The sequence below is a fragment of the Micromonospora sp. MW-13 genome (genome assembly GCF_003434305.1).
Classification (GTDB): Bacteria; Actinomycetota; Actinomycetes; order Mycobacteriales; family Micromonosporaceae; genus Micromonospora.
On the sequence record NZ_QKKX01000005.1, the window covers coordinates 167,114 to 182,604 of the forward strand.

Genomic DNA, 15,491 nt, shown 5'->3' on the forward strand with positions numbered 1-15,491 from the left:
CGCGCCGCCCCGACGCGTCCGGGCGGGGAGGTAGCCATGGCCAGTTGGACCGTCGACGGCCCGCAGCAGCTCACCCTGGACGGGCCGGTCACCTCGCTGGAGGTCCACCTGGTCTCCGGGCGGCTCAACGTGGTCGGCGCGGACGGGCCGGCCCGGGTGGACGTCACCCGGATCGGCCGTCGGTCGCTGATCGTCGAGCACCGGGACGGGGTGCTGACCGTCCGGCACGAACGGCACCCGAGGATGCCCGGGATGCTCTGGTGGCTCGGTCAGTTCGGCCGGCGCTTCCGGGCCGACGTCTCGATCGCCGTCCCCGCCGACGTGCCGGCCGACCTGACCCTGGTCGACGGGGCGCTGGTCGCCTCGGGCCTGTGCCGGCAGACCCGGGCCGACGTCACGTCGGGGCAGATCATCCTGATGGGTGTCCGGGGCCGGACCTCAGCGAAGATCGTTTCCGGGCCCGTGGAGGCGCTGGGGGTCGCCGGAGACCTGAGCCTGGAGACCGTCTCCGGCGAGGTGGTCCTCGCCGACAGCGCCGCCGGCACGGTCCGCGCGCACACCGTCTCCGGCGAGATCACCTGCGACCTGGACAACCCGCGCGACGGCGAGATCCAGCTCAGCACCATCTCCGGTGCCATCACCGTCCGGGTCCGCCGGGACAGCGACCTCGCCGTCCACCTGCACACCACCGCCGGCCGGATCACCAGCGGGTTCCCCGAGGTGCGTGACCGGTCCGGGCTGGGCGGCCTGCGGGACAGCGAGGGGGTCATCGGCACGGGCGCGGGTAAGCTCTGGGCGTCCGCGACCTCCGGCAGCATCGCGTTGCTCGCCCGCCCGGTCGACGACGACGAGGAGGAGCTGCCGTGACCGCCGTGTTCAGCCACGGGCGGCTGCGGCTCTACCTGCTCAAGCTCCTCGACGACAGCCCCAAGCACGGGTACGAGCTGATCCGCCTGCTGGAGGACCGCTTCCTCGGCCTGTACGCGCCCAGCGCCGGCACCATCTACCCCCGGCTCCAGCGGCTGGAGGTCGAAGGGCTGGTGACCCACACCGCAGCCGGTGGGCGCAAGGTCTACGAGATCACCGAGCCGGGCCGGGCCGAGCTGCGCCAGCGGGCCGGCGAACTGGCCACCCTGGAGTCCGACATCAGCGCCTCCGTGGCGGACCTCTCCGCCCTGGCCGGCGAGATCCGCTCCGAGGTGCGTGGCTCGGTCCAGGACCTCAAGCGGGAGCTGCGCGAGGCCACCCGGCAGACCCGGCGTACGAGGTGGGAGCCGCCGCCCCGGGGCCCGGCGCGGCCGGCCGCCTCGGCGGGGGAGTCGCCCCTGCTGGCCGAGTTCGACCAGCGGTTGGCCGCGTTCACCGTCGAGGTCGGCGGCCTGGTTCGCGCCGGCCGGCTCGGCGACGCCCAGCTCCGTACGGCGATCCGGGTGCTCGACGGCGCCCTGGACGGGCTGCGCCACCTGCTGCGCTGACCGGCCCGGCGGCCGTTCTCAGGGTTTTTCCAGCAACCGCCCAGCATGGGCGCAGCGACGTCACGGATGATGGTCGGCATGGCCGCTACCCAGACCGAGGCGCGACTGCTCGTCGTCGAGGACGACCCCAACATCCTCGAACTGCTCTCCGCGAGCCTCCGCTTCGCGGGCTTCGACGTGGCCACCGCGACCAGCGGGAGCGCCGCGCTGAGCGCCGCCAAGGACCACCGCCCCGACCTGGTGGTCCTCGACGTGATGCTGCCCGACCTCGACGGTTTCGAGGTCATCCGGATGCTCCGCGAGGGCGGAACGCGTACCCCGGTGGTCTTCCTGACCGCCCGGGACGCCACCGACGACAAGATCCGCGGGCTGACCCTGGGCGGCGACGACTACGTCACCAAGCCGTTCAGCCTGGAGGAGCTGACCGCCCGGATCCGGGCCGTGCTGCGCCGGACGGCCAGCGGCGAGCAGGCCCCGTCCCGGCTCACCTTCGCCGACCTGGAGCTGGACGAGGAGACCCACGAGGTGCACCGGTCCGGGCAGCGGGTGCAACTCTCGCCGACCGAGTTCAAGCTGCTGCGGTACCTGATGTTGAACGCCAACCGGGTGCTGTCCAAGGCACAGATCCTCGACCACGTGTGGAACTACGACTTCCGGGGCGACGACAACATCGTCGAGTCGTACATCTCCTACCTGCGGCGCAAGGTCGACAACACCCAGCCCCGCCTGATCCACACCCTGCGCGGCGTGGGGTACGTACTGCGCAAGCCGGCGGCGTGAGCGCCGTCGCGGAGGCAAAGGGCAAGCTGCGTGGTGTGCCGCTGCGGATCAAGCTGGTCGCGGCGGTGCTGGCGTTGGTCGCCGCCGCGCTAGTGGTGATCAGCTCGCTGACCACGTACTTCCTGCGCAACTACCTGATCGGTCAGGTGGACGGCGAGTTGCAGTCGGCCAGCATCCAGGTCGGCGGGGTGCTTCCCGACCTCGAGGCCCGTCGGGTGCGGGCGGAGCTGCCCACCGACTACGTCGTCGCGCTCGCCGACGAGAACCGGGCCCAGATCATCGGGTACGACCGCAGCCTGCAAACGGGCGACCTGCCGGCGATCCCGACAGACCTGGCCGGCTTCCGCGCTCAGGAGGGCAAACCGTTCAATGTCCCCGCACAGGACGGGGGAGACCGCTGGCGGATGCTCTATCGGGAGTTGCCGGACGGTCGGGTGCTCGCCGTCGGGCAGCACCTGACCGACGTCGACCGGGCGGTGAAGCGGCTGGTCTGGATAGACCTTCTGGTCGGCGGGGCGGTGCTGATCCTGCTCGCCTCCATCGGGGCGGCGATCGTGCGGACCAGCCTCAAGCCGCTGCTGGACATCGAACGCACCGCCGGGGCCATCGCCGGTGGCGACCTGACCCGGCGGGTGCCCGACCCAGAGGAGGGGCAGCCCTTCCCCACGTCGGAGCTGGGGCGGCTGTCCCGGGCGCTGAACGCGATGCTGGCCCAGATCGAGGCCGCGTTCACCGCCCGCGCCGCCTCGGAGATCGCCGCCCGGTCGGCCGAGGCCGGCGCGCGGGACGCGGCCGCCGCCGCCCAGGCGTCCGAGGCGCGGGCCCGGCGCTCGGAGGAGCGGATGCGGCAGTTCGTCGCCGACGCCTCGCACGAGCTGCGTACGCCGCTGACCACCATCCGGGGCTTCGCCGAGCTGTACCGGCAGGGCGCCGCCCGGGCCCCCGAGGAGACCGCCGGCCTGCTGCGCCGGATCGAGGACGAGGCGTCCCGGATGGGGCTGCTGGTGGAGGACCTGCTGCTGCTCGCCCGGTTGGACCGGGAGCGCCCGCTCTCGCTCGCCCCGGTGGAGCTGCCGCTGCTGGCCGGCGACGCCGTGCAGGCCGCCCGGGTGGTGGCCCCGGACCGGCGGATCGAGCTGGAGATCGAACCCGGCTCCGGGCCGCTGGTGGTGCTCGGCGACGATGCCCGGCTGCGCCAGGTGATCGGCAACCTGATGACCAACGCGCTGACCCACACCCCGCCGGACGCCTCGGTGACCCTGCGGCTGCGTACCGAGCCGGGCAACCTGGCGGTGGTCGAGGTCGCCGACACCGGCCCCGGGCTCTCCCCGGAGCAGGCCGAGCGGGTCTTCGAGCGCTTCTACCGGGCCGACGCCGCCCGCACCCGCCGGGCCGGCGGGGCCACCGGGACCGGGCTGGGCCTGGCCATCGTGGCGGCGCTGGTGGCCGCCCACCACGGCGCCGTCGAGGTCGCCGAGACTCCCGGCGGGGGCGCGACCTTCCGGGTCCGGCTGCCGCTGCTGCCGGACATCGACGATCCGGGCGAGTGACTTTCAGGCAACTTCCAGGCTGGTTCCAGGCTGGTCGCAGTGGCAGGGGAGAGGGTGGACACATGACCGAGTACGAGACCGACCCGCAGCGGCGGCCGGCGCCCTCCGACGCCGAGCCGTCGCACCCCACCGCCGAGCTGTCCCGCGTCGCGCCCGGGCAGTCCGACTCCCCGGCCGTCGAGCCGCCCGCGCCGGCCGCGCCGACCGCCCCCACGACCCCCACGGCTGACGCGCCGACCGCCCCCGTGGCCGCCCACGCTCCGGGCACCGGGCCCGGCCCTGCCGCCCCGGTCTCCGGCCAGCACCCGTACGGCGGTTACGCCCCGCCGGCCGGCACCCCGTCGGCCCCGCCGTACCCGGTCGCCGGGCAGCAGCAGCCGGCCGGGCAGTACCCGACGAGCCCCTGGCAGCCCGGGCAGCAGTCCGGCTGGGCCGCGGGGGGCCAGCACGGACCGGCGGCCCCCGGATACGCCCCGCACGCCGGGGGTCCCGCGTACCCGGGCGGCCCGGTGCCGCCGCAGTACCCCGGCCAGCAGGTCCCGCAGTGGGCGCAGGGCCCGGCCCCCAAGCCGAGCCGGATCGCCAAGCTGGCCGGCGCGGGCGTCGCGGTGTTCGCGCTGATGCTCGGCTCCGGTGTCGCCGGTGGCGCGCTCGCGCTCGCCGTGGACGGCGACTCGGGCGGGATCACCCGCACCTACTCCGCCGCGCCGGTGATCAACGGCGCCGACCTGCCCAAGATCGCCGCCGCCGTGCAGGACAGCGTGGTCTCGATCACCACCGGCAGCGGCGAGGGCTCCGGCGTCATCCTCAGCGCCGACGGCTACGTGCTCACCAACAACCACGTGGTGGCCTCCGCCGGCGGCGACACCGTGCGGGTGGTCTTCGCCAACGGCAAGTCCGCCGAGGCGAAGATCGTCGGCACCGACCCGAAGACCGACCTGGCCGTGGTGAAGGCCACCGGGGTCAGCGGCCTCAAGGCCGCCAAGTTCGGCGACAGCGACGGCATGCAGGTCGGCGACCAGGTGCTGGCCCTGGGCAGCCCGCTGGGCCTGCAGGGCTCGGTCACCTCGGGCATCATCAGCGCCCGGGACCGCACCATCCAGGCCGGCGAGAACCAGCAGCAGCAGGACCCACGTCAGGGGGCCAGCTCGATCTCCGGGCTGCTCCAGACCGACGCCCCGATCAACCCGGGCAACTCCGGCGGCGCCCTGGTCAACACCCGGGGTGAGGTGATCGGCATCAACACCGCCATCGCCACCTCCGGGCAGAGCACCGGCAACATCGGCGTCGGCTTCGCCATCCCCAGCAACAAGGCCAAGGACGTCGCCGGGAAGCTCCAGCGCGGCGAGAAGGTCAGCCACCCCTCGCTCGGGGTGAGCGTGAGCCCGGCCGAGGCCGGCGGTGCGGTGGTCGCGTCCGTCACCCCGGGCAGCGCGGCCGAGAAGGCCGGCCTCCAGCGGGGCGACGTGATCACCAAGTTCGGCGACACGGTGGTCAACGACTCCAACGACCTGGTGGGCGCCGTCCAGGCCGGCAAGGTCGGCGACCGGGTCGAGGTGCAGTACCAGCGAAATGGATCGGCGGCGACGGCAACCGTCACGCTCTCCGAGACGTCGTAACACCAACAGACCTACCTCCTCCGGGGCGGTGGGTGGCGGAGCCAAGGGGGTTGGCTTCGCCACCCGCCGCCTCCTCCCTGTTCCGGCCCGGGGCGGCGGGGCCGCCTGCCGGATCCTCGGCGGGTCGCCGCGCGTCCCTCACCCGATCCGGGTGAGCCGGTCTCACCCCCACACCGGGCACGGTGACCACGCGCCCGGTGGCGCGGGAGGGGGAACCATGGACACGGCGACGAGCACCCGGACCGACCCGGAGATCCACCACGACGTCCTCGCGGAGCTGGACTGGGACCCCCAGGTCCCGCCGACCGTGGTCGGGGTGGCCGTACTGCACGGCGTGGTCACCCTCACCGGCTCGGTGGACAGCTACGCCCACCGCTGGGCGGCCGTGCGGTGCGCCCAGCGGATCCGCGGCGTCCGCGCGGTCGCCGACGACATCGAGGTACGCCCGCCGGACGTTCCCGGGCAGACCGACACCGAACTGGCCCTCGCGGCCGGCCGGGCCCTGGAGTGGGACAGCTTCGTGCCGGCCGAACGGCTGGACGTGACCGCCGCCAACGGGTGGCTGGTCCTGCGGGGCGAGGTGGAGTTCGGCTGGCAGCGGCGCACCGCCGAACGGGAGCTGCGCCGGCTGCGGGGCGTGCGCGGGGTGACCAACCTGGTCGAGGTCCCCGCGCGGCGGCCGGCCGGCGAACGCGCCCGGCACGAGGTGCAGCGGGCCGTGTCCCGGATCCTCGGCACCGAGCGGGTACGGGCCCGGGTGCACGGCGACACCGTGGTCCTCAGCGGCGTGGTCCGCTCCTGGTGGGAACGGGACGAGGCGGAACGGATCGCCTGGTCGACCCCGGGGGTGGGGGCCGTCGACGACCGGCTCGTGGTGGCCGGTTAGGGGCGCGCCTGCGGGGGGATCGGCTGGTGGGCCGGCCGTTGCCGGCCGCGTGGGGCCGCCGTGCGGTCGTTTGACCATCACCCCTGGCGGGAAAGCGCTGCCGATCACGCGCATTGGGACCAACGGGGAGGACTCGTGGCCGTGACCGACCTGCCGTCCGACCACTCGGGGGAGCGTCCGCTGAGGATCGCGATGGTGGTTCCGCCGTGGCTGTCCGTGCCGCCGCCCGGTTATGGCGGGTTGGAACAGGTGGTCGCCGGGCTGGTGGAGGCGCTGGTCGACCTGGGGCACGCGGTGACCGTCTTCGGGGCCGGCCCGGACCACGGGACCCGCGCCGGATACGTCCCCACCTGCGAGAACCTCCAGTACGACCGGCTCGGCGAGTCGCTGCCGGAGCTGGCCCACCTGGCCCACGTCGACCGCCTTGTCGGGCCGGACCAGTTCGACCTCGTGCACGACCACACCACCATCGGGCCGCTGGTCGCCGGCCGCCGGGCGGTGCCCACCGTGGCCACCGTGCACGGCAACCCGGTGGGCGAGTACGGCACCGTGCTCGGCAACACCGACCACGGAGTCGGGCTGGTGGCCATCTCACACACCCAGCGCCGGCTGAACCCGGGGCTGCCGTGGGTCGGCACCGTGCACAACGCGCTCGACATCGCAGACGTGCCGCACAAGACCGTTTCGGGCCGTGGGCCGGTGCTCTGGCTGGCCCGGTTCAGCCCGGACAAAGGCCCGGACCTGGCGATCCGGGCCTGCCGGGCGGCGGGCCTGCCGCTGGTGCTCGCCGGCAAGTGCAACGAGCCCGCCGAGCGCCGGTACTACGAGCAGGTGGTCGAGCCGGCGCTCGCCGAGGACGTGACCGTGGTGCTCAACGCCGACCGGGACGACGCCCTGCGGATGCTCGTCGACGCCCGCTGCCTGATCATGCCGATCCAGTGGGAGGAGCCGTTCGGCATGGTGATCCTGGAGGCGATGGCGACCGGCACGCCGGTGGTGGCGCTGCGCCGGGGGGCCGTGCCGGAGCTGGTCCGCCCCGGCGTGACCGGCCTGGTCTGCGACCGCCCCGAGGACCTGCCGGACGCGCTGCGGCAGGCCGGCCGGCTGGACCCGGCGATGTGCGTGGCGCACGTGGCGGAGAGCTTCTCCACCTCCCGGATGGCCCTGGGCTACGAGGCGGTGTACCGGGACTTCCTCGGCGCCTCCGGGCACGCCTCGACCCGCCGGCCGGTCCCCGTCGCCGCCCGCTGACCGGACCCCGACGGGTCAGACCCGGGCCGCGCCGAGCTGCTGGAACGCCATGTCGAGCTGGCGGGCGTACGCGGGGGTGATGCTGCCCTCGCGCTGCCGATCGGCGACCTTGTCCCGGGCCCGCCGCACCGCGGCGGCCAGGTCGCCCCGGCCGCTCGCGGCGGTGGCGTGGCCGAGCAGGTTGCGCAGGTCCGTGCCGACGTCGATGCGGATCCCGCCGTCGGCCACCCCCGCCTCGATGAGCTGGTCGATCCGGTTGGCCGTCTCGGTCAGGCTGTCGCCGGACGGCGCCGGCGGCGTGCTCGTCGCCGCCGCCGAGGGGGCGGGCCGCGTCCGGCTGGGTGTCCCGGGCGTGGCGGTCGGGACGCTCGGGGACGGCTCCGGGGCGGGTGTCGACGCCGCCCCGGTCGGGGCGTTCGTCGGGGCCGCCCCGGGCGGCGGGTCCGCGTCCCGGGTCAGCGTCGGCAGGAGCAGCGCCAGCCCGGTGACCAGCACGACGCCCACCGCGATCACCGGCACCGGGGCCGGCCGGCGGCGACGATCGGGCCGGGCGCGCCGTCGCCCGCCCCCGGCCGGTGGCGAGTCCCGAGTGGACGCGACCGGTCCGGCGGCGTCCGGCGACCCGGCGGGCCCGGTGACCGGGGCGGGCGGCGGCTCGGGCGGGCCGACGATCGACGGCAGGGTCACGGTCGGGGCGAGCATGGTGGCGGCCTGCGGGTCGGCCGGCAGGAGTTGGTCGCGCAGCACGAGGGCGACCTGGTGCGCGGTCGGCCGGTCCCGCGGCTCGCGGGACAGGCACCGCAGGCAGGTACGGGCCACCTCGGACGGCAGCCCCGGCGCCTCCAGCGGGGGCGGGGCCCCGCCGGACTCCAGCGCCACGCCGAGCTGCTCCCAGGTGTCCGCCGGGTACGGCACCCGCCCGGTCAGCATCTCGTACAGCAGCACCCCGAGGGAGTAGATGTCGGTGGCGGGCTGCGCCGGTGCCCCGTCCAGCCGTTCCGGGGCGACGTACGCCGGGGTGCCGAAGGTGCCGCCGTCCTCGTCCTCGTCCGGCGCGCCGATGTGGGTGGCGATGCCGAAGTCCAGCACCTTGGCGCCGACCGGCGTCATCATCACGTTGGCCGGGGTGATGTCCCGGTGCACGATGCCGAGCCGGTGCGCCGCGGCCAGCGCCTCCGCCACCTGGGCACCGATCTCGACCGCGTCCGGCCAGGGCAACGGGCCCTCGGTCAGCCGGTACTCCAGCTCCTCCCCGGCGAGCAGTTCCATCACCACGAACGAGGTGATGCTGCCGTCCGGAGCGAGCGTCTCGCCGTAGTCGTGCACCGAAGTCACGTGCGGGTGGACGAGCTGGGCGGCGCTGCGCGCCTCCTCGCGGACCATGTCCCGGAACCGGGCGTCCGCCGCCAGCGAGGGGGCGAGCACCTTCAGCGCCACCGTGCGGTCCAGCACCTCGTCCCGGGCGCGCCAGATGACCGACATGCCGCCGGCGCCGATCTGGTCAACGAGCCGGTACCTGCGGGCCAGCAGCCTGCCGGCGTGCAGTGTTGCCATCGCGGAACGCACCTGCCTGGGGTCGGGGCGGTATCAGGTTGCGCGAATGTGTCCGGGGTGTCAACGGCCGTCCGGTTCCACCCGTCCGGCCCGTGGCCGGTGGCAGGTCGGGCGGCGGATGGCCGACGGGACGGGCCGTGCCAGGATGAACGGCATGGTCGGCGGTCCGGTGGCATTCGTGCTCGGCGGTGGGGGAGTTCTCGGCGCGGTCGAGGTGGGCATGCTGCGTGCCCTGTTCCGCGCCGACATCCGGCCCGACCTGGTGCTCGGCACCTCGATCGGCGCGGTGAACGGCGCGCTGGTCGCCGCCGACCCGACCGAGGCGGTCACCGACCGGCTGGTCCGGCTCTGGGCCTCGCCGGAGGCCAGCGAGGTGTACGGCGACTCGGTGGCCCGGCAGCTACGCCGCTTCGCCGCCCGTACCCACCTGCACTCGCCCCGGCCGCTGCGCCGGCTGCTGGAGGCGGAGTTGGGTGAGGAGACCACGTTCGCCGACCTGCGGGTGCCGTTCCGGTGCTGCGCGGCCAACATCGAGCGGGCCGCCGAGCACTGGTTCGACAGCGGACCGCTGGTGCCCGCGGTGCTCGCCTCCGCCTCGGTGCCGGGGCTGCTGCCGCCCGCCGAGATCGGTGGGCAGCACTTCATCGACGGCGGGATCGTCAACTCCATCCCGATCGGCGAGGCGGTCGTCGCCGGGGCGCGGCGGATCTTCGTCCTCCAGGTGGGCCGGATCGAGCGGGAGCTGGCCCCGCCCCGGCGGCCCTGGGAGATCGCCCAGGTGGCGTTCGAGATCGCCCGCCGGCACCGGTTCGCCCGGGAGATGGCGGCGCTGCCCGAGGGGGTGGAGGTGCACGTGCTGCCGACCGGGGGGCCGGGCCCGCGTGAGGACAGCCCGTGGGCGTACCGGGACATGGCGGCGGTGGGGCGGCGGATCAGCCGCGCGTACACCGCCTCCCGCCGCTACCTGGCCACCCACCTGGAAGACTGATGCCGCTGCCACCCCGGTGGGTACGCCGGTTGCTGCTGGCACCCGGCGTGGTGCTGCTCGCGGTGCTGGTCGTGACCAGCCTGCCGGTCTGGGCGTTCGCCGCGCTGGCGCTGTCCCCGCTGGTCCCGGGCCGGCTCCGGCCGCTGCGGCTGCTCTGGATCGGCTGCGTCTACCTGGTCTGGGACGCGGCGGCGCTGCTCGCCCTGTTCGCGCTCTGGCTGGCCTCCGGCTTCGGGGTGTGGAAGCGGACGCCGCCGATGCAGCGGGCGCACTACGTGCTCGCCGGGTGGTTCCTGCGGGTGCTCTTCTGGCAGGCCCGGTGGACGCTGCGGCTGAGCATCGACGTGGTCGGCACCGACCCGGACACGGCGCTGCCCGGCCGGCCCGAGCTGGTGCTCTGCCGGCACGCCGGGCCCGGCGACTCGTTCATCCTGATCCACGCGCTGGTGAACTGGTTCCACCGAGAGCCCCGGATCGTGCTCAAGGACAGCCTCCAGTGGGACCCGGCCATCGACGTGCTGCTCAACCGGCTGCCGTCCCGGTTCCTGGCCCCGGCCTGGAACCGGAACGGGTCGGTGGCCGAGCAGATCGGCCACCTCGCCACCGGGCTGGACGACGACGACGCTTTCGTGATCTTTCCGGAGGGGGGTAACTTCACGCCGCGCCGCCGGCTGCGGGCCATCGCCCGGCTGCGGTCCCTGGGGCTGGAGCGGATGGCGCTGCGCGCCGAGCGGATGCAGCACGTGCTCGCCCCGCAGCCCGGCGGGCTGCTCGCCGCCCTGGACGCCGCTCCGGACGCCGGGGTGATCTTCGTCGCGCACACCGGGCTGGACCGGATGATCACCGTCGCCGACGTCTGGCGGGAGCTGCCGATGGACAAGCGGATCGTGATGCGGTTCTGGTCCGTGCCGCCGGACGAGGTCCCCACCGGGAAGCAGGAGCGCATCGACTGGCTCTTCGACTGGTGGACGCGGATCGACGAATGGATCGCGGCGCACCACGAGGGGGCCGACGCCGCGTAGGGTGCGGTCGTGGAGCAGATCAGCGTGGTGACGACGGTGGTGGACAGCCGCTCCGTCGCGGACGTTCTGGCGGCCGCCGCGGTGGCCGGCCGGCTCGCCGCCTGCGCGCAGGTGGGCGGCCAGGTGGACAGCACCTACTGGTGGCGGTCCGCGGTGGAGACCAGCTCGGAGTGGTCGGTGCTGTTCAAGACCGCGCCGGACCGGGTGAACGCGCTGGTCGACCAGATTCGCGCCACCCACCCGTACGAGGTGCCGGAGATTCTGGTGACCCGGACGGAGAGCGGCAACCCCGACTACTCGGCCTGGGTGCACGAGCAGACCCGTCCCTGAGTACCCGCACTCTGGCGGGGGTGGATCACGGTCATCATGATGGTCGGGTGGACTCCACTGGCTACCCCTGCCCGGGGTGCGGCGCTCCCGCCGACCTGAGCGTCGGCTGCCGGCGCTGCGGCCGGGCACCCGATCCGGCCGCCGCCGAGGTGATCCGGCTCGACCGGGAGATCGTCCTGCTCACCGGGCGGGCGGAGCAGGCCCGCCGGGCGTACCTCGAACTGGCCGGGGCGGTGCGGTCGGCGCAGGCCCACCGGGCGGACCTGGCCGCCCGGGTCCGGGCGGCGAACCCGGTCGGCGTTCCGAACCCGGTCGGCATCCCGAACCCGGTCGGCCCGGTGCCGGCTGCGTTCCCTGGTCCGGTGCCGGCTGCGTCGCCCGGCCCGGTGCCGGCTGCGCCCCGCGGCCCGGTGCCGGCCGTGTCGCCCGGGCCGGTGCCGGCCGTGTTGCCGGCCGTGTCGCCCGGGCCGGTGCCGCCGCAGCGATTCGCGCCGGCCGCGTCGGTCGGCGGGGCGGAGACCTCCACCCGGACGGTGCAGGGGCTGCTCTTCGTGCTCGGCGGCCTGCTGCTCGGCACCGCGGCGGTGGTCTTCACGGCGGTCGCCTGGGCCGCGGTGGGCATCGTCGGCCGGGCGCTGATCCTGCTCGCCTTCACCGCGCTCGCCCTGGCCGTCCCGCCGTTTGTGGCGCGGCGCGGGCTGCGCGGCACCGCGGAGACCTTCGCCGCGGTGGGGCTGCTGCTGGTGGTGCTCGACGGGTACGCCGCCTGGTCGGTCGACCTGTTCGGGGTGACCGACTGGCCGGTGGCCCGCTACGCCGCGCTGGTCGGGGGGGCCGGCGCGGCGCTGGCGGCCGGCTACGGCCGGCTGACCCGTCTCGCGGTGCCGTGGTTCGCGGCGCTGCTCACCGCGCAGCCGGTGCTGCCCCTGCTCGCCGCCCCGGCCCGCCTGTCGGCGGCCGGGTGGGCGCTGGTGTTCGTCGGCGTCGCGGCGCTGAACCTGGCCGTGGTCGCCGCCCTGCCCAGCCGCGCCCCGGCCCCGCCGGGGACGCCGGGCGCGGTGACCGGTCCGGCTCCGGCGTCGGTCGAGGGTCCGGCGGTCGGGGGGCCGTCGGTCGAGGGTCCGACGGTCGGGGGGCCGTCGGTCGAGGGTCCGGCGGCGACGGCCGGCGGGGGGCCGGCCGTCGCCGCCGGGCGGGTGCTGGCCTGGCTGGGCCACGGGGTGGCGCTGGCCGTCGCGGCGGGGTGCGCGCTGGTGCCGCTCGCCCTGGGCCGGGCCGCCGGCACGCCGTTGCTGGCCGGGGGACCGCTGCTGCTGGTGGCCCTGACGCTGCTCGGGGCGGCACTGGTGGCCGGCGGGCGGGTGTTCCGGGCGATCACGGCCGGGGCGGTGGTTCCGGTGCTCGCCCTGGCGCTGCTCCGGCCGGTGGGTGAGCTGCGGCCGAACCTGCTGACCGTGGCGACGGCGCTGATCGCCCTCGTGCTGGCCGGCACGGTCCGGCTGCTGCCCCGCCGGGTCGGGCCCGGCCCCCGGGGCGGGGGCCTGGTGGTGGCCACCGGGGCAGTCCACGTCGCCGCGCTGCTCGCCGTCGTGCTCGGCGCGGTCGCGGTGGGTCGGGTGCTGCCGCCGTGGCGGGGCGTCGCTGCCGGTCCGGACCTGTCGTGGGGGTGGCAGGTCCCGGTCGCCGTGGTGCTGTCGGCCGTGGCGCTGGCGGCGCTGCTGCCCCGGGTGGCGTGGCCGGTCACCGGGGCGGTCGCGGTCGCGTTCGGCACCCTCTCCCTCGCGGGCGCCGGGCCGGTGCCGTGGCCGGCGGTGCCCGCCGCCGACCTGGTCGTCGGGGCGGCCCTGCTGCTGTACGCGGTCACCCGGGCCCGGCCCTGGTGGGGGGCGCTGGCGGCGGCGGTCGCCGGCGGGGCGCTGGTCGGGCACGCCCTGCTGGTCGGGCTGGCCACGCCGGCCGGGGAGGCGGTGCTGCTCGGCGCGGTCGTGCTGGTCGGGACGGCGGTCGCCGCCCGTGGCCGGCGGGCCACCGGGGTCGGCCGGGGCGTCGCCGGGGCGGCCCTGGCCGCCGCGCTGCTGGCCGTCCCGGGCACGGTGGCCGTCGCGTCCTTCGCGGCCGGAGCGGCGCCCTGGTGGCAGGCGCGGGCCGCCCTGGTCGCCGTCGGTCTGGCGCTGGCCGGGCTGCTCGCCGTCCGCCGTTGGTGGCCCGAGCTGACCGGGTACGCCTCGACCGCCTTCGCCGTCGGGTCAGTGCTGGTCGGGCTCGCGCCGCTGGTCGTCCGGGCCGACGAGCCGGTGCCGCTCTACGCCGCCCTGGTGGCGCTGCTGACGGTGCTCGCCGGGCCGGGCGCCCGTCCCAGGGGCGCGCCCCTCGTCGCCGGCCTCGGGCTGCTCACGGTCGCGCTTCTCGCCGCCGCCCCGGCGGTCGTGGCGGCGCTGGTCGCCCCGCACGGCGGGCCGGCCCTGCCCTGGTCCGGCGCGCCGACCGGCGGGACGGTCCCGGGGGCCACCCCGGTCGGCGTGGCCCTGCTCGTGCTCGCCCTGGCGGCGGGGTTGGCGCGCCGGTCCCCGCACTTTCACGGAAAGCGTGGCCATTCGGCGTCCCATGTCCCCTCTTCCCGTGAAAGTGCGGGGGTTGGCCGGGAGCCGGCCGGGGCGGCGGACGGCGCGCAGCGTTTCGGGGTGGCGGTCGGCGGGGGGGTCTTGCCGGTGGCGGGGGGTGGCGCGTGGTGGGCTGCGCTGCCGTTCGCTGCGGCGGCCCTGCCGGTGCTGCTGACCGCCGCCGGTACGCCGTGGCCGGTGGTGCCGGCCGTCCTCCTGCTCACCGGGCTGGCCGCCCTGCTGGCCGCCGCGCTCGCCGGGGCCCGGCCGCTGCTCGTCCCGGTCACCGTGCCGGTGGGGCTGGTGGCCACCGTGTTCGGGCTGGGTGGGCTGCTCGCCACCCGGGCCGGCACCCTCATCGGCCTCGGCGCGCTGGTGGTGGCCGCCACGGTGGTCGCCGTCGGGGGCCGGGTGGGCCCGGTCCGGCTGGGCGGGGCCCTGGTGGCGGTCGGCGCGGCGACCGGGTTCGCGATCACCGCCGCGCTGGTGGCGAGCATGCCGCTGCGGTCGGTCTCGTTCGCCGTGCTGGTGGTCGCGGTGCTGGTCCTGGCCGTCGCCGCCCTGCCGGCCGGGCGCGATCCGGCCCGGGGTCCGGTGCTGGACGTCGCCGCCCAGTCCGTCGCCCTGCTCGGGGTGCTGCTGGCCGCCGGATCACCCCGGCACGCCGCCGCGGTCTGCGTGCTCTGGGGGGCGGCGGTGGGGCTGCGGCTGCTGCGTCGCGGCGAGTCGACCGGGCGGCGGTGGGCGTTCGCGGGCGTCGCCGGGGGCAGCGAGCTGCTCGGCACCTGGCTGCTGCTGGGCGCGGGCGGGGTGGTGCTGCTGGAGGCGTACACCCTGCCGGCGGCCGGGGTGGCGCTGGCCGCCGGGGCGGTGGCGCTGCGCACCCGGCCGGGCCTGAACAGCTGGCTCGCGCTCGGACCCGGGCTGGCCGCCGCGCTGCTGCCCGGCCTGGTGTCGGTACTGTTCGCGCCGGAACCGCAGCCCTGGCGGCGGCTGCTGCTCGGGGCCGGCGCCCTGGCCGTGGTGCTGGCCGGTGCGGCGCGTCGCTGGCAGGCGCCGGTGCTGCTCGGCGGGACCACCCTGGTCCTGCTCGCGCTGCACGAGCTGGCGCGTGGCTGGGACCTGCTGCCCCGCTGGATCTTCCTGGCCGTCGGCGGCCTGGCCCTGATCGGCCTGGCCACCACGTACGAGCGGCGCCGGCGCGACCTGGCCCGGCTACGGTCAGTGGTGGGCCGGATGGGCTGAGCCCGGTGCCCCGAGCGGGGCGTGGCGGCGTTCGAGGCGGGCGGCGGCGGTCGGCGGTTCGGTCGCGGGTGCTCCGGCGCCCGGCCGTTCCTTGATCAACCTGATGTGCGGCATGTCGAGGTGTCGGGCGGGCGGGAAGGCGCGGTTCGCGGCATCCCGAGTGGATCATGATGGGTCGGGGCGACCCGATG

General features: G+C 76.0%; 11 protein-coding genes and 2 pseudogenes. 12 read left to right on the plus strand and 1 reads right to left on the minus strand.

Annotation, left to right across the window (positions count from 1 at the left end):
- Positions 1-36: 36 nt before the first annotated feature.
- From C5N14_RS03485 to C5N14_RS03515, 8 genes and pseudogenes are all read left to right on the plus strand, one after another.
- Positions 37-867 (plus strand): DUF4097 family beta strand repeat-containing protein, encoded by an 831-nt coding sequence (locus tag C5N14_RS03485; protein ID WP_117665401.1) that lies wholly within the window; start codon positions 37-39, stop codon positions 865-867.
- On the plus strand, positions 864-1,475 hold the full coding sequence (locus tag C5N14_RS03490) for a PadR family transcriptional regulator (protein ID WP_117665403.1): 612 nt from the start codon (positions 864-866) through the stop codon (positions 1,473-1,475). Before C5N14_RS03485 ends, C5N14_RS03490 begins: the two co-directional genes overlap by 4 nt.
- Positions 1,476-1,553: 78 nt before the next feature.
- Positions 1,554-2,255, plus strand: coding sequence for a response regulator transcription factor (locus C5N14_RS03495; protein WP_117665530.1), 702 nt, complete (start codon positions 1,554-1,556; stop codon positions 2,253-2,255).
- Positions 2,252-2,417, plus strand: a pseudogene (locus tag C5N14_RS34080) (two-component sensor histidine kinase); the annotation flags it as partial. The gene C5N14_RS03495 and the pseudogene C5N14_RS34080, both read left to right, overlap by 4 nt.
- Positions 2,418-2,560: 143 nt before the next feature.
- Positions 2,561-3,805 (plus strand): annotated as a pseudogene (locus C5N14_RS03500) (sensor histidine kinase); the annotation flags it as partial.
- A 62-nt stretch (positions 3,806-3,867) separates the two neighbouring features.
- The gene (locus C5N14_RS03505; RefSeq protein ID WP_117665407.1) at positions 3,868-5,424 is read left to right on the plus strand and encodes a trypsin-like peptidase domain-containing protein; all 1,557 of its coding nucleotides are present in this window, start codon (positions 3,868-3,870) and stop codon (positions 5,422-5,424) included.
- Between the two features lie 217 nt (positions 5,425-5,641).
- Complete coding sequence (locus C5N14_RS03510) at positions 5,642-6,310, plus strand: BON domain-containing protein (RefSeq protein WP_117665409.1); 669 nt, start codon at positions 5,642-5,644, stop codon at positions 6,308-6,310.
- Positions 6,311-6,502: 192 nt separating this feature from the next.
- Entirely contained in the window at positions 6,503-7,561 is a 1,059-nt protein-coding gene (locus tag C5N14_RS03515; RefSeq protein WP_117665532.1) for a glycosyltransferase family 4 protein, read from the plus strand.
- 15 nt (positions 7,562-7,576) lie between these two features.
- On the opposite strand, the gene C5N14_RS03520 is transcribed toward C5N14_RS03515, so the two are convergent.
- Complete coding sequence (locus tag C5N14_RS03520) at positions 7,577-9,115, minus strand: serine/threonine-protein kinase (protein ID WP_117665411.1); 1,539 nt, start codon at positions 9,113-9,115, stop codon at positions 7,577-7,579.
- 154 nt (positions 9,116-9,269) lie between these two features.
- Between C5N14_RS03520 and C5N14_RS03525 the strand changes: the two genes are divergently transcribed.
- From C5N14_RS03525 to C5N14_RS31980, 4 genes are read left to right on the plus strand one after another with little or no spacing between them, the layout of a single operon-like run.
- Positions 9,270-10,103 (plus strand): patatin-like phospholipase family protein, encoded by an 834-nt coding sequence (locus tag C5N14_RS03525; protein WP_117665534.1) that lies wholly within the window; start codon positions 9,270-9,272, stop codon positions 10,101-10,103.
- Entirely contained in the window at positions 10,103-11,125 is a 1,023-nt protein-coding gene (locus C5N14_RS03530) for a 1-acyl-sn-glycerol-3-phosphate acyltransferase (RefSeq protein WP_117665413.1), read from the plus strand. The genes C5N14_RS03525 and C5N14_RS03530 overlap by 1 nt, the downstream gene beginning before the upstream one ends.
- Positions 11,126-11,134: 9 nt before the next feature.
- The gene (gene cutA / locus C5N14_RS03535; protein ID WP_117665415.1) at positions 11,135-11,455 is read left to right on the plus strand and encodes a divalent-cation tolerance protein CutA; all 321 of its coding nucleotides are present in this window, start codon (positions 11,135-11,137) and stop codon (positions 11,453-11,455) included.
- Between the two features lie 47 nt (positions 11,456-11,502).
- Positions 11,503-15,300 (plus strand): SCO7613 C-terminal domain-containing membrane protein, encoded by a 3,798-nt coding sequence (locus tag C5N14_RS31980; RefSeq protein ID WP_165878024.1) that lies wholly within the window; start codon positions 11,503-11,505, stop codon positions 15,298-15,300.
- The last annotated feature ends 191 nt before the right edge of the window (positions 15,301-15,491 follow it).